The organism is Rothia sp. LK2492 (assembly GCF_040946345.1).
In the GTDB taxonomy this organism is placed as follows: domain Bacteria; phylum Actinomycetota; class Actinomycetes; order Actinomycetales; family Micrococcaceae; genus Rothia; species Rothia endophytica.
Genome location: NZ_JAYWLX010000004.1, coordinates 181,909 through 198,861 on the forward strand (window position 1 = coordinate 181,909; position 16,953 = coordinate 198,861).

The 16,953-nt window shown below is 51.5% G+C and carries 12 protein-coding genes and 2 riboswitches; of the genes, 7 read left to right on the forward strand and 5 right to left on the reverse strand.

Going from position 1 to position 16,953, the window contains the following annotated elements:
* Nucleotides 1-30: 30 nt before the first annotated feature.
* Nucleotides 31-483 carry a gamma-glutamylcyclotransferase family protein gene (locus VVR27_RS06345; RefSeq protein ID WP_346872617.1) on the reverse strand — a complete coding sequence of 151 codons (453 nt, stop codon included), beginning with the start codon at nt 481-483 and terminating at the stop codon, nt 31-33.
* A gap of 385 nt (nt 484-868) precedes the next feature.
* Here VVR27_RS06345 and VVR27_RS06350 point away from each other — a divergent pair, with 385 nt between their 5' ends.
* From VVR27_RS06350 to VVR27_RS06380, 7 genes are read left to right on the forward strand one after another with little or no spacing between them, the layout of a single operon-like run.
* Entirely contained in the window at nt 869-1,609 is a 741-nt protein-coding gene (locus VVR27_RS06350) for an ABC transporter ATP-binding protein (protein ID WP_346872618.1), read from the forward strand.
* Entirely contained in the window at nt 1,596-2,981 is a 1,386-nt protein-coding gene (locus VVR27_RS06355) for an FtsX-like permease family protein (RefSeq protein ID WP_368547610.1), read from the forward strand. The genes VVR27_RS06350 and VVR27_RS06355 overlap by 14 nt, the downstream gene beginning before the upstream one ends.
* Nucleotides 2,982-2,999: 18 nt before the next feature.
* Complete coding sequence (locus tag VVR27_RS06360; RefSeq protein WP_368547611.1) at nt 3,000-4,907, forward strand: prolyl oligopeptidase family serine peptidase; 1,908 nt, start codon at nt 3,000-3,002, stop codon at nt 4,905-4,907.
* Nucleotides 4,907-7,282: a protein kinase domain-containing protein gene (locus tag VVR27_RS06365; protein ID WP_368547612.1), complete on the forward strand. Its 2,376-nt coding sequence runs from the start codon at nt 4,907-4,909 to the stop codon at nt 7,280-7,282. The genes VVR27_RS06360 and VVR27_RS06365 overlap by 1 nt, the downstream gene beginning before the upstream one ends.
* Nucleotides 7,283-7,287: 5 nt before the next feature.
* On the forward strand, nt 7,288-8,538 hold the full coding sequence (locus VVR27_RS06370; protein ID WP_368547613.1) for an MFS transporter: 1,251 nt from the start codon (nt 7,288-7,290) through the stop codon (nt 8,536-8,538).
* Nucleotides 8,539-8,584: 46 nt separating this feature from the next.
* The gene (locus tag VVR27_RS06375; protein ID WP_368547614.1) at nt 8,585-9,259 is read left to right on the forward strand and encodes a response regulator; all 675 of its coding nucleotides are present in this window, start codon (nt 8,585-8,587) and stop codon (nt 9,257-9,259) included.
* Entirely contained in the window at nt 9,216-10,523 is a 1,308-nt protein-coding gene (locus VVR27_RS06380) for a sensor histidine kinase (protein ID WP_368547615.1), read from the forward strand. The genes VVR27_RS06375 and VVR27_RS06380 overlap by 44 nt, the downstream gene beginning before the upstream one ends.
* 774 nt (nt 10,524-11,297) lie before the next feature.
* Here VVR27_RS06380 and VVR27_RS06385 read toward each other — a convergent pair.
* The 4 genes from VVR27_RS06385 to VVR27_RS06400 all read right to left on the reverse strand — a co-directional run bounded on the left by VVR27_RS06385 (nt 11,298) and on the right by VVR27_RS06400 (nt 16,531).
* A complete protein-coding gene (locus VVR27_RS06385) occupies nt 11,298-13,409 on the reverse strand; it encodes an AMP-binding protein (protein ID WP_368547616.1) in 2,112 nt (703 codons plus the stop codon).
* 335 nt (nt 13,410-13,744) lie between these two features.
* Nucleotides 13,745-14,602: an ABC transporter permease gene (locus VVR27_RS06390; protein ID WP_368547617.1), complete on the reverse strand. Its 858-nt coding sequence runs from the start codon at nt 14,600-14,602 to the stop codon at nt 13,745-13,747.
* 2 nt (nt 14,603-14,604) lie between these two features.
* Entirely contained in the window at nt 14,605-15,648 is a 1,044-nt protein-coding gene (locus tag VVR27_RS06395) for an aliphatic sulfonate ABC transporter substrate-binding protein (RefSeq protein ID WP_368547618.1), read from the reverse strand.
* An 85-nt stretch (nt 15,649-15,733) separates the two neighbouring features.
* Nucleotides 15,734-16,531 carry an ABC transporter ATP-binding protein gene (locus VVR27_RS06400; RefSeq protein ID WP_368547619.1) on the reverse strand — a complete coding sequence of 266 codons (798 nt, stop codon included), beginning with the start codon at nt 16,529-16,531 and terminating at the stop codon, nt 15,734-15,736.
* Between the two features lie 5 nt (nt 16,532-16,536).
* Nucleotides 16,537-16,629: riboswitch (SAM riboswitch) on the reverse strand.
* Nucleotides 16,630-16,806: 177 nt separating this feature from the next.
* Nucleotides 16,807-16,909, forward strand: a riboswitch (SAM riboswitch).
* The last annotated feature ends 44 nt before the right edge of the window (nt 16,910-16,953 follow it).

Sequence of the window (16,953 nt, forward strand, 5' to 3'; positions counted from 1 at the left end):
AGATCTGCCGAGGACCCGTGGGAGATGTGTTTAGCGTGCCAGCCAATCGTTACCCGGCACTAAGGGGTAGCGCTGACGCAGGGTTGGTTGAGCGGACGCCGGTGGCACGTAAACCCAGGCAAGGTGCTTTGCCCCATCTTCGGTGGTGACGGTCAGCTGCACCCGGTTATAAAGGTTGCCATCGTGAATAGGACGCCGCGGGTCGGTGCCCTCTAACGCGTCAAGGCGGGCTGCGGTGCTGGCCCAGTCGGCAGAATCTACAAAAACCAGGGTGCCCTGAACTAGCGGGGTGCCGGCGTCCTGCCCGGTCACGTCCTGAACGGTAGGCATTGCAAGGATGTAGGGGTAGCTACCGTTGGTGACCATCTCAAAACCCGCTAAGACAGCGGGCAGATGGGTGCGCCGTGCCGGCCCAAAAACGTGCTCATTACTGCCGCCGGGGCGCAGTGTGCCGTAGACAAAAACCGGAAGGTGCTCGATCATAGCCCCATTCTAAGGTAGTGCTTAGATAAAAATTCCTTGTTGATAACCCGGGGGTATGCGCCGTCATTTGAAGAACCTATCCAAACGGATAGGTTCTTTTAGCAAAACAGCCCTAGTGCCCTGTTCTAGTCGATTCATAGACTGAAAACACCTGCTGACATCCAGTGATGCAGCGGCTTAGTTACAATCAACCACCGGGAGATTACCGTGAACCATCAGATTCTTGACCTTCAACACCTTGTTCCTGAAGAGACCGTCAATAGCACTGAAGCCCCTATCAGCCTTTTAAGCTGGTTCTTTTGCGCTAAACCCTGGCCGTCTCTATAAGCAGTAGAACTCAATATAGACCTTCTTAGCTAAACCTCTATCAACGAACGTTGGACCCATGAATTTCTCTCCTTTAGCCCTTTGCCAAGACCTCTGGGTCACCTTTGAACATCCGAAAACAGGTACAAAGACACACTCCCTGCGTGGGCTTAACGTAGCTATTGCTGAAGGAGAGATGCTGTCGGTTGTTGGTCCTTCTGGAAGCGGGAAATCAACCTTGCTTCACACACTAGCGGGGTTCCAACAACCGACCAGGGGGTCCGTTAACCTTCTCGGTCAAGAAATTAGCCGACTCAAACCTTCAAAAATAGCTCGGGTCCACCGGCAGGGAGTGGGGTTTATTTTTCAGAGCTATAACCTCATTGAATCCCTCACTGCACTTGAAAATGTGTTGCTGACGTCAAGGTTCGCTCATGTTGCTTTAGATAAGGACCGGGCTCTGCGAACTCTAGAGCACCTCAATATGGGCCACCGGGCTCATCAAAGGGTTGCTGACCTATCCGGCGGTGAGCAGCAGCGGGTGGCAGTAGCCCGAGTACTTTACAACCGCCCTAAAATTCTCTTTGCTGATGAACCTACCGGTGCCTTGGATTCCGAATCTTCAGCAACAGTGATCCAAACCCTCAAAGAGCTAGCACACCACGGCAGCTCCGTCTTTTTAGTGACGCATGACCTTGAAGAAGCATCCCAAGCCGATAGCTGCCTGCTCCTTCGTGATGGAGCTCTTCAAAAGCATCTGGTAGCACCCGAGGAAGATCAACTCTGGAGCATCATGAAGCAGGGGTATGCCCATGTTTAGAATCGCAGTTAGCCACATCTGGCAGTACAGAACGCTCTGGGCATCCGTGCTTCTCACCGTCACCTCGGTGGCTCTCTTTATTAGCCTCTGCATCAATTTTATGGTTGCTATTCTGCAGGCAGATGCCTGGGTCTTTGAACAGCCAGACATTCAACCTGGCGGTAGAGAATCCTATCTTGAGATAGGTGCTAACCTTTTGATCTATTCGGGCATCCCATCGCTCATCGTTCTAGGCTTTGTGGCCATCAACGTTGCCTATCAACTCAAACGCTCTCAGGCTCTATGGGTTCTAGCTGGGGCTCTGCCGCGCCAGGTTGTCTCTATCTTTGCCTTTCAGATGATGGCGATCTCGCTGCTTGGCAGCATCGCCGGTATTGGGCTTTCACTCGTAATACAGCCCAGCATTAATCGTCTTCTCTTTAGCTGGAATCAGGCCCCGGACGCTGTGCTGCCCTTGTCATACAGCCCCCTAGGGTTTGCTATAACTCTCATTATTGTTGCCGGAATTAGCTATATCAGCGGTTTTTTCCCGGTGTTGAAGATACAAAAAATTTCGGCTCTTGATATTCGCAAAGAAGGTGTAGCCGGCAGTTCTTCCTCACTGTGGCGTAAGGCCGTAGTTCCGGGAGCTTTCTTTCTCTTCGTCATTCTTCCGCTTCTATCAACACTCTTGGCGATTCCTTTTCTCCCTGAGCCTATTTATGCTGTTTTGGCAACCCTACCGTTGGGTCAGGCAGTTGTACTTTTCACCGCCCTGCTGGCACCCTTGCTTCTTCCCGGCATGATGAAAATATGGACGAATATTCCTCTACTCAAGGACTGGGTGCCCTGGCATTTAGCTCGCCACATTGCAACTACAAGGGCAGAAACATCAAGTTCTACCGTCGCTCCTCTGATGGTGGGGGTAGGAGTCTTTCTCTCTTTCACCCTGGTTGGAAAAACTGGTTCGCATCTAGCTGCGCCAGGAGACGTCAACCTCTTTGACGGAACCCTCATGCTTACCCCGTTGGCCTTCACAGCGACAGTGGGAACCGTCGCTGTTATTTTTATGTCAACCAGACAACGTGGGCTGGATATTGTAAGCCTCAGACGATCTTCGGCGTCATACCGGGATGTTTTTCTAACCTTGCTCTGCGAAGGCATAATCTACATGATTTCAGCCCTTCTTCTGCTGATTATTCCTCTGACTCTGCAGCTTCTACTGCTAGTTTTTGCTCTGGCAACCCACGAAACTGCTCTTACCCATCTCGATGCCAACCTCTGGGTGCCCCTCATAATTTATCTTGTAGGGGGCCTAGGCGTTATCTCCACAATCGTGCTCTCCGGGCAAAAGTTCTGGCACGTCCCCATCCAGAGCATCGCGGCTGAATAGAAATATCAAGGGAATAAAATGGAAACACAAATTCAAGAAGGGGCGAGCCAAAAAAACCTTCTTAGCCAGATACGAGAACGTCCAGATTACCAAAGAATCCGTACGGCGCTGAACCATCCATTGCATAACCTTTCGGAAGCGGCATCTACGGCGATAATAGCCGGGGAACGCTTTCGCTTTGGTCTTGAAAAAAATCCTCTTGATATAGAAAAGTACGATAGATATCAGAAAAGTTGGGTTCCATGGATTTCTTTAGAAAACCAGGGAATTGAGCGGGAGATTTGGTCTATTCGGTCTATTTTTCCGTCACCATCAACTTCCCGAGCCCTGATTAACCTTGCTTATAAACGGGGGGACCATACTAAAACTCTAGAAATTGATTTTATGCATGGGGAGGTAGTAGATAACGATCGTGGGGGTTTCTTCGCGCCGCTGGGTTCTGGAGGTCTAACCTGGATTACTGATAACTCTGTTGTTGCCTTTGTTGCTTTGTCTGTCGAAGAGAAAACTATGAGCGGACACCCTCGTCAAGCGAGACTTTGGAGACGCTCTCAGCTGCTTAACCAGGCTACTTTAATTTCTGAGGTGCAGTATGAAGATCTAACAATAACTCTTCAGCATAATTCTGAGCAAGGAATCATAACTCACCATCACTCTCAGCATGAAAAATCTCGTTATTTAGTGAATTTATATACTGGGCTAACTCAGGCACTTGAGTTGCCTTCGCGGAGTCAAGTTTTTATTGCTGATCATAAAATTATTGTGGTCAAATATGAAGATACCGGTGCGGTGGTGGATTTAGTTAACCTTGAGCAAAATGACGAGGGATTCATCTTAAGTAAACCTGTTACCCTCTACAGTTTGGGGGAGGAAGAAGTCTTACGTCAGGTTGCTCTATGGGAAGAACATGTAGTACTGGTGCTCATCAGGAACGGTGAGGAGCGCCTTTTCCTTTTGGGAACAAGGACAGGAATGTTACAGGAGCCCTTTCCTGGTGTACACGGAAGTATCAAAGTGATTTCTTCGCCTGAAAGTGAGACATCTATACTCAGGATTCTATGGAGTAACCTTGTGAATCCACCGCGGGTTGAGAGTATATATCACGATGGAAATGAATTCATTTGTGAACCGTCTGAACCTCCAGTCGATAGAATGACTTCGCATACTGCCGTGAGCCGTGATGGCGCACTGGTGAGGTACTTTCTAGCTCGGCCAGAAGAAGTCCATCCCTATAAGCCCACTTTGCTCTTGGTATATGGTGGTTTTGGAATCCCCTTCATACCTAATTATTTACCCGAAGTTGCGTCTGGTTGGATGGAGCACGGTGGCCAGGTTGTTGTTGGACAAATTCGTGGTGGTGGAGAAAAAGGATATGCATGGCACCGGGAGGGGATGCAGGAGGGAAAGCTGTTAGCTGTTGAGGACGCAGCTGCTATTGCCCATGACTTAGTATCGAGGGGAGTCTGCACCCCGGGCTCTTTGGTATGTCAGGGAACCTCGAATGGGGGACTGTTGATCTCCTTAATGGTGGAGAAATATCGTGATATTTGTGCCGCTGCTGCTGTCCATAATGCTTTATTTGATCTTTCAGCCTATGACTCGTGGGACGAGGCTCGAACATGGCGAGAAGAATACGGTGTTTTCGATTCATCCTCTCGGGAAAAAGTTCTTTCTTACAGCCCGCTCCACAATATTCCCTCAGAACCTATGCCACCCCTTCTGATTTCTACCGAAGCAAATGATGACAGGGTGGATCCTTCGGGTGCAAAACGGATGGTCGAGGCTCTTGTTAAGAAACAACAAAACGTAATTTATAGGGTAGGAAACGGGAGTCATCACGGGGCAGCAAACCTTGAAGAGGCACTGGATCTTATGGCCCTCACCTTTAGTTTCTTTACTGAACAGATAGAAAGGAACCAAGGGTAATGTCCCATATTTTGCCGGTAGCCTCGTTGGCTGACCAAAAGTTCTCAGTTTCCATTCCTGACGGATGGGAATCTGCCCGCGACGAGGAGTGGTGCTGCTATTTACCTGCGCACGGCATAGAAGAACGCCAGGGGTGGAAAATTCACATTAGTGCGACTATTGAGCAAGCACACGAAACTCTTGAGCAGGTAGCTCAAATCGCTATTGAACATGGCTTGCCCTTTAAGCATTTATCGACCGCAGAGCGTTTTTTCTGGCGTAATAGCAAACTATGTGCACGTGAACATGCTGGAAAATTTATTGCCCTGTATCCGCCCCTAGACAAGCTAGATTATGTACTAGAAGACCTTGAGAAGTCTCTGAAGAGTTCTGAAGGGCCTTATATACTTTCTGATCGGCGATGGAGCAAAGCGCCTGTATATCTACGATTTGGAGTATTTCAACCGCATGTATTAGACGGTAGAGTCACTACTTCTTTTGTTGACCCTGCAGGCAATGAGGTTCCTGACCTTCGCTCTGTTCGGTTTAACGTGCCTAAGTGGGCACCTGCTACTGCCAAGATTTCAAAATGGCTCCAACAGAGTGACTCACGGGAACAAGAGTTACCGTTTGTTGTGAGTAAAGCTATTCAGTTTTCAAATGCTGGTGGTGTGTATCAAGGGAACTATAAGGGTTCTTCCGTGCTCATCAAAGAAGGGCGAAAGCATGCTGGATTAGATCCAATGCTCCAAGACGCCGCTGCTCGGTTAGCAGTAGAGCATCGGGCTCTTTCGGCTTTGGACTCTGTACGAGGGATACCGTCACCTTACGCTCAGTATTGTGTATGGGAGCACGTCTTCCTGTTGCAGGAAAAAGCACCTGGTGTGTCGCTTCATCAGTGGGTACAGAGTCAAAAAATATTTGACCGTATGTGGGCTAATCAGAACTTCGAACGATACATCGAGAGCAGTTTTAACATTCTCCGATCTTTATATTCGACGATTAAAGCTATGCATGAACGAGGTTGGAGCCATATGGACGTACACCCTGCAAATGTTTTGGTTGATAAAGAAACATGGACCGTTACTCTTATTGATTTTGAGAATGCAGTTGAAGGGAAGAACGAGAGTAAAGTTCAACAGCTTATGGCAGCACCTGGGTTTGGTCTTGAAGGTGAGCACAATCCACAGGTATTCGACTTTCATGGACTGCGGCAGATTGGAATCTTTCTACTATTTCCTTCTGTGGCAGAGAGTCTCCTGAACCCTAATCATGCCGACACGATTATTCAACGGCTACGAATGCGTGAGAGTTATCTTGGGCTATCAAGCCGTTCAGGAATTTTGGGGACTTATATTGATTTTCTGGAAGAGCTGGGGCAAGAGACTCGACACCTTTGTCTATCTTCTGATGTCACCGGTTCGCAAGAGATTTATACCTATGAAACGGTCATATCTTTACTTGAGCAAAATGATTTTCCTGTGCATGATCGGGCACCTTGTCCAACAGAGGGTATTTTTTCTGCACAGAATGATGAGATAAGGGATGAAGGTCAAGCACTTAAGCGTATTGAAGCAGTTTCTGCCGCGATTCAGACTCGTAGCTTCAATCAGCGCTGGAGGGTCTATGACGGTATGGCAGGCACCCTTCTCGCACTTTTGCAGACGCATTGCCATAGCAGAACAATTCGACAAAGGGTTGATCAAACTATTGAGGATTTTGCCGCACTATACCTGGAAACCCCCGAACAGTTTGCACCTTTAGGAATGACTCGCTCTACTTTATCTAACAGCGTTGAGCACCAGGATTCTGGGCTTTTCTACGGGCACCTTGGGTATGCTTGGCTTTTTTCACGATGCCTTAATGAGCCTTTGGTAGCACAAGCATGCACCAAGGCTCTAGAAAATGAACTTACTTCCTACCGTTTAGATTCTGAAGGGCTGACTCTGCAGCTGTCGCAGGGTAAGCGGCTTTTGCCCTACTTATCGACGGGATCTGCCGGGTTTGGTATCGTGTTGCCGCACATTCCTCGAGAAATTTGGCCAGAAGGATTAGATAAGGCTCTCCCACTGTTGTATCGTGCTTGCGACTCCACGGGGTCAGCTTTCGCAGGGCTAATGAACGGATATGCTGGTCTTCAATTAGGTCGAGCAGGTCTGGCTCACCTGCTTGATGACGATAAGCCGTACCAGCGTAGTATCGATAATATTATCGACTCACTTATCTTCTACGGTATTCATACCAGCCAATCACGATTAGCTTTAGCGGGCGAAGCCTCGACGTCTCCATCACTATCGATTGCTGAAGGCGCGGGGGGGTTACTTATCGCTCTCAAAACTTTGCAGCAGCAAGGAACTGATTTTTTTTGGATACTTAATACCTTCTCAAATAGGTGAAAACCATGACATATAAGACGCTTATTACAGAGAATGTTGAGAACCATTCTTCAAATTTACTCAAAAATACTGGGTATAAACGGTGGTTTATTGCCGATACAGCAACGGAAATAGCTACAGGTATAAATAGTCTAGTTTTTCCTTTGCTTGCTCTACACTTTATGCAATCAAGTGCATCTGCCGGGTTTCTGGTTTCTGTTTCTTCCATAGGAAGTCTTATAGGTTTACTGCCTGGAGGCTATATTGCGGATACATATAACCGGCGTAAAGTTAATCTGATTTTTTCAACGATTGCAATAACAGGCTATCTATCTATCATTTTTGCTATACGCGAGCAAATATCATCGGGCGCTCTCCTTGCTTTCCTTTTTGCAATCATCAGTTTTTCAACTGCAGTGTTAGCTCCGGTTTTTACCTCAAGCTTGAAACAATTAGTGCCGAGTGCAAAGTTTGCTCAGGCGATGGGTGCTAACGAGGCACGATCCGCGCTTCTTGCTCTTGCCGTGCCTCCGGTAGCGGGCCTACTGGCGGGAATATCTGGAGTCTTCCCGTGTGTAGTGGCATTAGTCTGTTTAGTATCTTCGATAGCGGTCTTCCCCTCACTTCCACTAAGGACCACTGAAAAGTTGCAGAATAAAGACGGTGTTCTCGTTGGTTTTTCTTTGATATGGAAAAACCCTGCTTTGAGAACTCTTATGTTTGCTGGGATGCTGATTAACGCTGCTGTATCAACGGTGATGTTGGTTCTTATCTTTTCCCTGAAGCAAGAGAATGTCACTGTTTTCAATATTGGGCTTGTTCAAACAGCTATAGCAGTTGGTGCTTTGAGTGGAGCGATTCTTTCTGGTTTTGTGGTGCCTCGAATTAAAAATGGAGTACTGATAATTGGAAGCTTGTGCTGGATTTCAGTATTTCTTTGTGTGGTCGCGCTGAGCACTAATATACTTTTCATAACCATATTCGCTGCAATATCAGTTGTTCCTGGGCCTATGCTAAATGCTACTTTGATGGGATATACTCTCTCAATTACGCCAGCACACCAGCAAGGACGTTTAGATGCGGCTATGTCTCTCATCGCGTCATTGGCTGCGCCTGTAGCTCCGCTGATTTCTGGAATCGGTACAGAGGTACTTCCCGGGAAGCTTGCCATCCTATTTGCGGTAGCTTTTATTGTGGTTGCGGTGTTACTCTGCCTTTTAAGCCCGGAAATCAGGACGCTCCAAAAAGGTCGGGACTGGGCCCAAGAAGAGGGCTAACTATATCCTTGCCACCAGCCAGGTCTTGACGAAAGCTAAATAATCAATGGAAAAAGATACATTGGGCCATCCAACGCAAGTTTCGGTTGTCATCGTTGACGATGAACTTTTCGTTCGCAGAGCGCTGCGAGCCTATCTTGGCATGTCCTCTCAGATAACCGTCGTTGGTGAAGCTAAATCTGGGCAAGAAGCTCTAGAGCTGCTCAAAACAATTAGCACAGATATTGTCCTGATGGATCTGCAGATGCCTGATATGGATGGCATTGCGTGTACTGAGAAGCTGGTTGCTTTGTACCCTGAGGTTAAAGTCCTTGTGATAACTGGTCATATTACAGACTCTTACCTAACCTCAGCCCTAATGGCAGGGGCTAGCGGGTACCTTGTTAAAGATGCTGAGCCTGGAGTGATTAATAATGCTGTGTTGGAAGTTTCGCAGGGCGGCAACCCTCTTGATCCCCAAGTTGCTAGTTTGCTCGTGGAGAGAATTCGCAGTTCTAAACCTGAGAGTGATAATCAGTCTATACCGCAAGTTGATTTGACTGAAAGGGAAAGGGTAGTGCTTAACCAGCTTTGTTTAGGGAAAAATACTAAAGAAATTTCCTTGGTACTTTTTGTGTCAGAAGCAACGGTAAAGCACCATCTGGCAAATCTTATGCGTAAATTTCAGGTGCGTGACCGTGTCCAACTTGCTATTTGTGCCCTTAAAGGCAAATATGTGTGATTCACGCGATCATCAGAGGTCGAAGATTGCACCCGCTACAAGTGCTCTATCGGGTGTTCCTACAGTAAGCCAGTTGTTTATATCAGGGGGAAAATTTCCCAAGCCAGCCCAATGGCTGATAGTTGGTTTGGCAGTTTTTTCTGCCTTCGATGACTTAAGGGGAATGGGTTTATCTCTGCCAGATGAAATAACAGGTAATGCGCTTAGCGTAATTTCTGTTTTTGGCTACTTCTTTGTGATGCTGGCTTATGCTTTAATGTCGAGCAGGGTCTCCTTCGTCGCGCATATTCTATATCTGATATTTCTTTACCAAGCAAACTCCGGGGAATCAAATATTGGATCGTTATCGCTCATATATGTTCTTTTGGGTCTTGCGATATTCAGTTCCCCTATACGGTATGCAATAATTTCATTTTCTGTAAGTACGGTTTGGTGCATGTGGTGGGGCTTTGCTTATGGCAGCACATTGTCACAACCTGTGTTAATTGTCTCTTTGGTCTATGTTGGCATGACAACTAGTATCGCGCTTGTCTTGAGGTACATTTCGGTATCTGCCCATCATTCCCATTTGATAATTTCTGCTACCGAAGAAACATCACGTCTTGAACTTCGCTTTTCAGAGGAGCGAGAAAAGAATTTAAAGGAACAATCATATTTTATTCGGGAGGAGCTTTCTCGCGAGTTGCATGATGTTATTGGTCATCAGATTACCAGTATCGCGATGCAAGCAAACCTGGCACTTCTGGAGGGTTATAAAGAGAAAACTCAGAGACAAGCACTGGTCAGTATCGCTGCCATTGCGCGTCAGGCGTTGGCTGATATGCGCACCTTAGTCAGTGTTATGAAAGAGAGTGGAGACCTTGGGGAGGGGGTTGGGGCAACTGACTTAAAATCTTTTTTCAATAAAACCTTACTGTATCTTTCGGATCTTGACTTTAAGGTTGAAGGTCATATTCCGGATGAAGAAAATCTTTCTTTGCCGCTAAGTATTGAGAAGACAGCAGTGGCTATTCTGCGTGAGGGAGCAACAAATATCGTCAAACATGCGCCTGCGGGAAGTCGCTGTCTGGTCTCGATAGATATTGATAGTGGTGTGCTGAATATTCAGATGCGTAGTGTGCTTGGCGATAATCTAATTGATTTCCCCGTTTCGGGTTTTGGTCTCGATGCTTTGAAACAACGGGTTGAGGCGGTTCAAGGGCGGTTTTATGCTGGACCTACAGGGTCTTGGTGGGTCCTGAAGGTAGAAATCAAAATACTGTAGTTATATCGTCAATAGAAATTAATGCTTGGGTAGATTTTCTGCCCAAGCTTTTTTGGTGAATGTATCAAGTTGAGTTAAATTTACTTTTTCTAACTATCTATATGGCTAATTTTCCTTAGATATAAGAAGGGGGGAGATTTATCCAAATAGCCCTTACTTTCATAATGGAGTCAAGATAGATTATTAAGTGTCAGCAGGAAGGGCGCTGGAGCAAGTAAAGTAGTCCGGTTCTCGATGCTTACAAATTTCTAAGAGGGGCTTCCTTGAAGAGAAAATTTTGACCTAACCTTGAAAGGGTTTAATCATGCAGAACATTCTTGACCTTCAGATTACTGAATCAGCCGAAGAAATTAATCAGACTGAGCAGCCTTGGAGTCTCATTAGTCTCTTCATCTGTAAGTAAAGAAAGTAAAGAGTATACAATGAGCAACAAAATTCTAAGCCTTCAAGTATTGGCGGCGGATGAGAGCGTTAACTCTTCTGAGGCCCCTTCGAGTCTGCTGAGCTGGTTTTGGTGTTCTGAGAATCTTCCGTTCCCATTGTAGGAAAACGGTTATAAATTTTTTTTACAACCTTGAAAGGGTTTAATCATGCAGAACATTCTTGACCTTCAGATTGCTGAATCAGCCGAAGAACTCAATCAGACTGAGCAGCCTTGGAGCCTCATTAGCCTCTTCATCTGTAAGTAGAGCGAACAGCATTGTGGGTGTAGCGATTATAATCGCTACACCCACTACGTTTTTGTTTTCCTATTGGTTAGTAGCTAATGCGGTTCTAACGCTCTGCCAGCACCTGCGCGATGGCATCCAGAGCTTCTTCGTTCTGCAGGGAGGACACATCGCCCAACTCTCGGCCCTGGTAGAGCTCACCCAGCAGGCGGCGGGTAATCTTGCCCGAGCGGGTCTTGGGGATATCAGCTACCGCCACCACGTCCTTAGGTTTGGCAATGGGGCCAATAGCGTGGCGGACGTGCTCCAGCAGTGCCGCTTTCAGATCCTGTGCGCTCAGTGCCCGCCCAGCCTCAGACAGGGTCACGTAGGCGACCGCCTGGTGGCCGGTCAGCTCGTCCTCCACCGGGCAGACACCCGCCTCCACCACGGCCTCGTGGGTGACCAGGGCAGACTCAATCTCAATGGTAGAGAGGCGGTGGCCAGAAATATTAATAACATCGTCAATGCGGCCCAGGATGTAGGTATCGCCCAGCTCATCGGTCTTAGCGCCGTCGCCAGCCAAAAACCAGCCGCGCTCGCCAAAGTGCCGCCAGTAGGAATCCAGGTAGCGCTGGGGGTTGCCCCAGACCGTACGAGCCATGGACGGCCCAATCTTATCGACCACAATGAAGCCCTGCTGACCAGGCGCTACGTCCTGCCCCGCCTCGTCCACCACGCGGGTTGAAATGCCGGGCACACTGCGGGTGGCACAGCCGGGCTTGGGTTCTAGGGAGGTGCCAGGAACCTGCCCGGACGCCGCGAACCGGCCTGCCGGGGCGAACTGGGGGTCATGCGGGCGCGGGGAGCAGACCGTCGAGCCGGTCTCTGACTGCCACCAGGTATCGATGAAGGAGACGGTGCCGCCGCCCACGTGGGTGCGCAACCATCGCCAGGCTTCGGGGTTAATAGATTCCCCTACCGACCCCAGCAGGCGCACCGATGAGAGGTCGTACTTGCCCGCGGGCAATCCATCCGGGAAGGCACCCATCAGCGAGCGAATCAGGGTGGGGGCAGTGTAGTAGTTGGTCACCCCGTAGCGCTCGATGATTTCAAAATGGCGCTCAAAGGTGGGGGTGTTGGGGGTGCCCTCGTAAATGACCTGGCTGACGCCGGCCAGCAGCGGCCCGTAGATTTCGTAGGTGTGGGCGGTGACCCAGGCAAGGTCGGCAGTACACCAGTGCACGGTGTCGCGGACGCGGGCGGGGTCGTTGGTGGCTGCCAGTTCATCGACGCGCAGGGTGCCGTCCTCCCCCGTGGTTTCGGGTAGCAGGTCAAAGAGAAGGGCATGGGTGTAGGCGGTCTGGGTCAGGTAGCCGCCGGTAGTGTGCACCAGGCCTTTGGGCTTGCCCGTGGTGCCGGAGGTGTAGATGATGAAGAGCGGGGTCTCAGCGTCAAAGAACTCGGGGGAGTGGGTCTCAGGCAGACCCTCGATGAGCTCGTGGTACCAGACGTCGCGGCCCGGCGTCCAGGGCACAGCGGCCCGCGCTTGGCCTGTGCCAGCCGTGCGGTCCACCACGATAATGTGCTCAATCTGGTTCTCACCGGAGCACGCCTCATCAGCGTTCACCTTGACCGGTACGACGGAACCGCGGCGGTTCTGCCCGTCAGTGGTAATGAGTACTTTGGCGCCGGTATCCTCAACTCGGAAGCGCAGCGCCTCGGCTGAGAAGCCGCCGAAGACCAGGGAGTGAATAGCGCCGATGCGGGCGCAGGCCAGGGTGAAGATCACCGTTTCAGGGATAACTGGCAGGTAGATGACGACGCGGTCGCCCTTGGTGACGCCCAGTTTTTCTAGGCCGTGGGCGGCGCGGGCGACGCGACGCTGTAACTCGGCGTAGGTAATGGCCTGGCGGTCGCCGGGTTCCCCCTCAAAGAAGAGCGCCACTTTATCCCCGCGGCCGGCCTCAACATGGCGGTCTACGCAGTTGTAGGAAGCATTGAGCGTCCCACCCTCAAACCAGCGAATCTGCGGCACCGTGAACTGCTCTACACCCTCAGGATTGGTGCCCAGGCTCTGGGGTTTTATGAAGGTGTGAGCCTTCTGCCAGGTGGTTTCCCAATCCAGGCGCTGCGCCTGTGCCTCCCAGAAAGCGACGCGGGCGGCGTCGGATTCGTGCGCTGGGTTAGGTGTGGGGTTCGCGGGATCGGTGTAGGTGAAGGTGGCAGGTGCGCCCAAGGGATTCTCCCATCGGTAGCTGGCAGTAGCACCGGCGCCTCATTTAAACCTGCCCCCCTTGTTTCAAGCTCAAGTGCTTTGACGGTGGGGGCTGGTATGGCGTGGTTGCTGCGATCGTTAGCGAGCCAGGTCTCTGAGATCGCTCTGGATGGTTTGCGTGCCCTTCCAGCTTAAAGCCCGCCCGGGTGACGGCTCTAACCGTGACGCCCCTTAACGTTTGTGACGCTCCGTGACAGCCCGCCGTCCGCTGGCCCACTCCACCCGATAGCCCAAAGCTTCACCGGCGCGACGTAAGAACATGCCGGTGAAGTTTAGGCTTAGCCTGGAAGCCGGGGCTAGTTGGAGGGGAAGCGGACCTTGACCCAGCGTTCAAAAGCACCTAGAGCCAGGTCGGTCAGCTTACCCAAAATCGCGAGCAGGACGATGGCCAGCAGCAGACGGTCGGTGCGGCCGTTGTTCTGGGAGTCAGTGAGTAAGAACCCCAGCCCCATGGACGCACCTAGCAGCTCAGCTGCCACCAGGAAGAGCCAGGCCTGAGCGAGGGCCAGACGCAACCCAGAGACCACCGCGGGCAAAACCGCCGGTAGCTGAACCGTAGTGAAGAGACCCAGCCCGCGGATGCCGAAGGTGCGGGCAGCTTCAACCAGTTTGGGGTCCACATGGGCAAGCGCGGCTGAGACGGTGGTATAGACCGGGAAAAACGCACCGATAGCGATAAGAGTGACCTTTGAGTTCTCACCGATGCCAATCCATAGCAGCAACAGGGGAACCCAGGCCAGAGAGGGAACAGCGCGTAGCGCCCCAATGGTGGGGGCCGCGAGCAGGTTAGCCCAGCGGGAGAGGCCCACCCAAGCACCCAATGCCAGGCCCAAGAGGGCACCGATGGTGAAACCAAGGAGGACACGCTGGGTTGAGATCGCAATGTGTATCCCCAGCTGGCCGCGTCCAAGAAGGTCAAGGGCTGCTGCAACCACCCTAGATGGTGCGGGCAACTGGACGGCGCTGAACACCCCGGTCAAGCTCAGGTACTGCCAGAGCGCCAGCAGAGTGAGAGGAAGCAGAGCGCCTAACCAGGGCAGCCAGCGGTTGCCCCGGGTGCTCAGTTGCACGGGCCGTGAGGACGCCCCCGCCCGGCTACGTGCTACTCGCTTAGTTTCGGAGGGGCGGGTATCAGTGGCTGGAAGCAAGGACATGGCTATTCACTCACCAGCGCCGAGATACGTGCAGGGTCAGCCTTGGTGGCAAACGAATCGTGGATGAGACTGCCCAAAGCGGAGTCCACATCAGCCTGGGTGGCGACGTCCCCGGACTCAACCAGGTAAGGGCCAACCCTTGTCAGCACGGTACGCTGGGCCTCCCCGGGCACGTTATCAATGTCTAGATTGGTTCGTTCCCAGACGGTGCGTGCGGTTTCTAGCGTGACACCCGATTCATCCGCCAGAATCTGAATCGCCTCATCTTCGTTAGCTAAAGCCCACTCGCGGGCGTACTCGTAGGTATCAACAATGGTCTGAGCGGACTCGGGGTCAGAAGCGATGAAGTCCTCGGTAGCGTTCAAAAAGCCGTAGGTATTGAAGTCAACGTTGCGGTAGAAGAGGATGTTGCCGTCTTCAATTTCGGTGCCTGCCATGATGGGGTCTAGCCCGCTCCAGGCATCCACCGAGCCCTTAGTGAGAGCGGTACGGCCGTCAGCGTGCTGGAGCTGCTCGATTGTGACATCCTGCGGTGAGACATTGTTTTCTTCAAGCGCTTGGAGCAGGAAGAAGTAGGGGTCGGTACCCTTGGTGACTGCAACTGACTTACCGGCCAAGTCTGCAACCGAGGTAATACCGGAGTCGGGGGTGGTGACCAGAGCAGCCCATTCAGGCTGGGAGTAGAGGTCAATCACCTGAATGGGGGAGCCGTTCGACCGGGCAAGGAGCGCCGCTGACCCGGCGGTTGAGCCGACGTCAAGAACCCCAGACCGCAGAGCCTCATTAGCCTTATTCGATCCCGCTGACTGCACCCATTCCACGGTCTTACCCTCATCCTGGAGAGCAGTCTCTAGCCACCCTTTTTCCTTGATGATGAGGGAGAGCGGGTTATAGGTGGCGTAGTCGACAGTGATTGTGGTGTCCGCGGCTGAGGCTGGAGCTGAGGCTTCAGGAGCTGCGTTTTCACCTGCCAGGCAGCCGGTCAGTAGCAGGGCGCCAGCGGCCAGGAGGGCGGAGGATTGGGCGAAACGAGAAAAGATTGACACGGGGTTTCCTTGAAATGTCGTAGTGTGTGGGTGCAAGAAGCAAAGGCCAGGGGGGCAGATACCCTGTAAAGGAGAGGGCTGGTACTTAGTGCTCTTCGACGCCGAGCTCAGCCAGCAATTCTTTGCGCAACAAAGCGAGGTCTAAATCCCCGCGATCACGGGGCCGGTGCCCGGGCACCTCAACCGTTCGGGTAATCGTGGCAGGCGAGTGCGGATCAGGTGTGCCTAACACAATTACGCGATCTGATAGGTAGAGAGCTTCTTCCACATCGTGGGTGACCAATAGGATGGTTGCGGGATCCTGAGCATGAATATCCAGCAGCAGATCCTGCATTTTGATACGCGTCAGGGCATCCAGCGCACCAAAAGGCTCATCGAGCAGCAGGACGCCGGGGTTACGCGCTAGTGCTCTCGCCAGGGATGCGCGCTGCGCCATGCCTCCTGAAATCTCGCGGGGGCGATGCGCCGCATAATCCCCCAACCCCACCAGCCGCAAGAGGGCATCAACATGCTGCCGAGCGTCGTCCTTAGGGGTGCCCTTGGGTAGGCCCAGAGCCACATTCTTAGCAATAGACCGCCAGGGTAAAAGCCTGGGCTCCTGAAACCCAATGGCTACCCGTGAATCTAGGCCACGAACGGCAGCGCCGTCGATGGTGACCTCACCCGCGCTGGCTGCTTCCAAACCAGCCGCTACACGCAGCAGCGTTGATTTACCGCAGCCTGAGGAACCAATAATCGAAATAATCTCACCCGGATAGGCGGTGAACGAAACACCTTCGAGGACCGTGTGGACTGCCCCGCGCTCGCCGGCGAAGCTCTTAGCGATGCCCGAGAAGTTGATGTCACAGGCGGTGAGGGTGTGCTTTAGCGTGAGTGTGCTCATTGCTTTCTCCATCGTTTCTTGGCGTTAGCACCGGTCCCTATGGTGGGTGGTTGCTGCGACGTCGTGGAGCCAAGTCTCTCGGTCGCTCTGGATGGTTATCGGTGGCTTTAGCCTATGGGCGCGGTGCCTGAAAATCTAGCCTGTGACGCCTCTTAACGTTTGTGACGCTCCGTGACGGCCCGCCGTCCGTAACAGAACTCAACCCGGTTCACAGTGTGAAACAGAGTCCCTAAACTTTGCCTCAGCGCCCCCTCACCTCGTTAGACTAAAACCGTGATCATGAGACCCAACGCTAAGCTCTGGCTCGTTGGGCGGCAACCCTCTCCCGTAGCGGGGTGCTCCAGATGAGGATCCGGCAGATAACTGCAAGTACGGCGCAACTAGGCGCCACCTTCACAAGAGGTTAGGCGTCATTTTTGTAT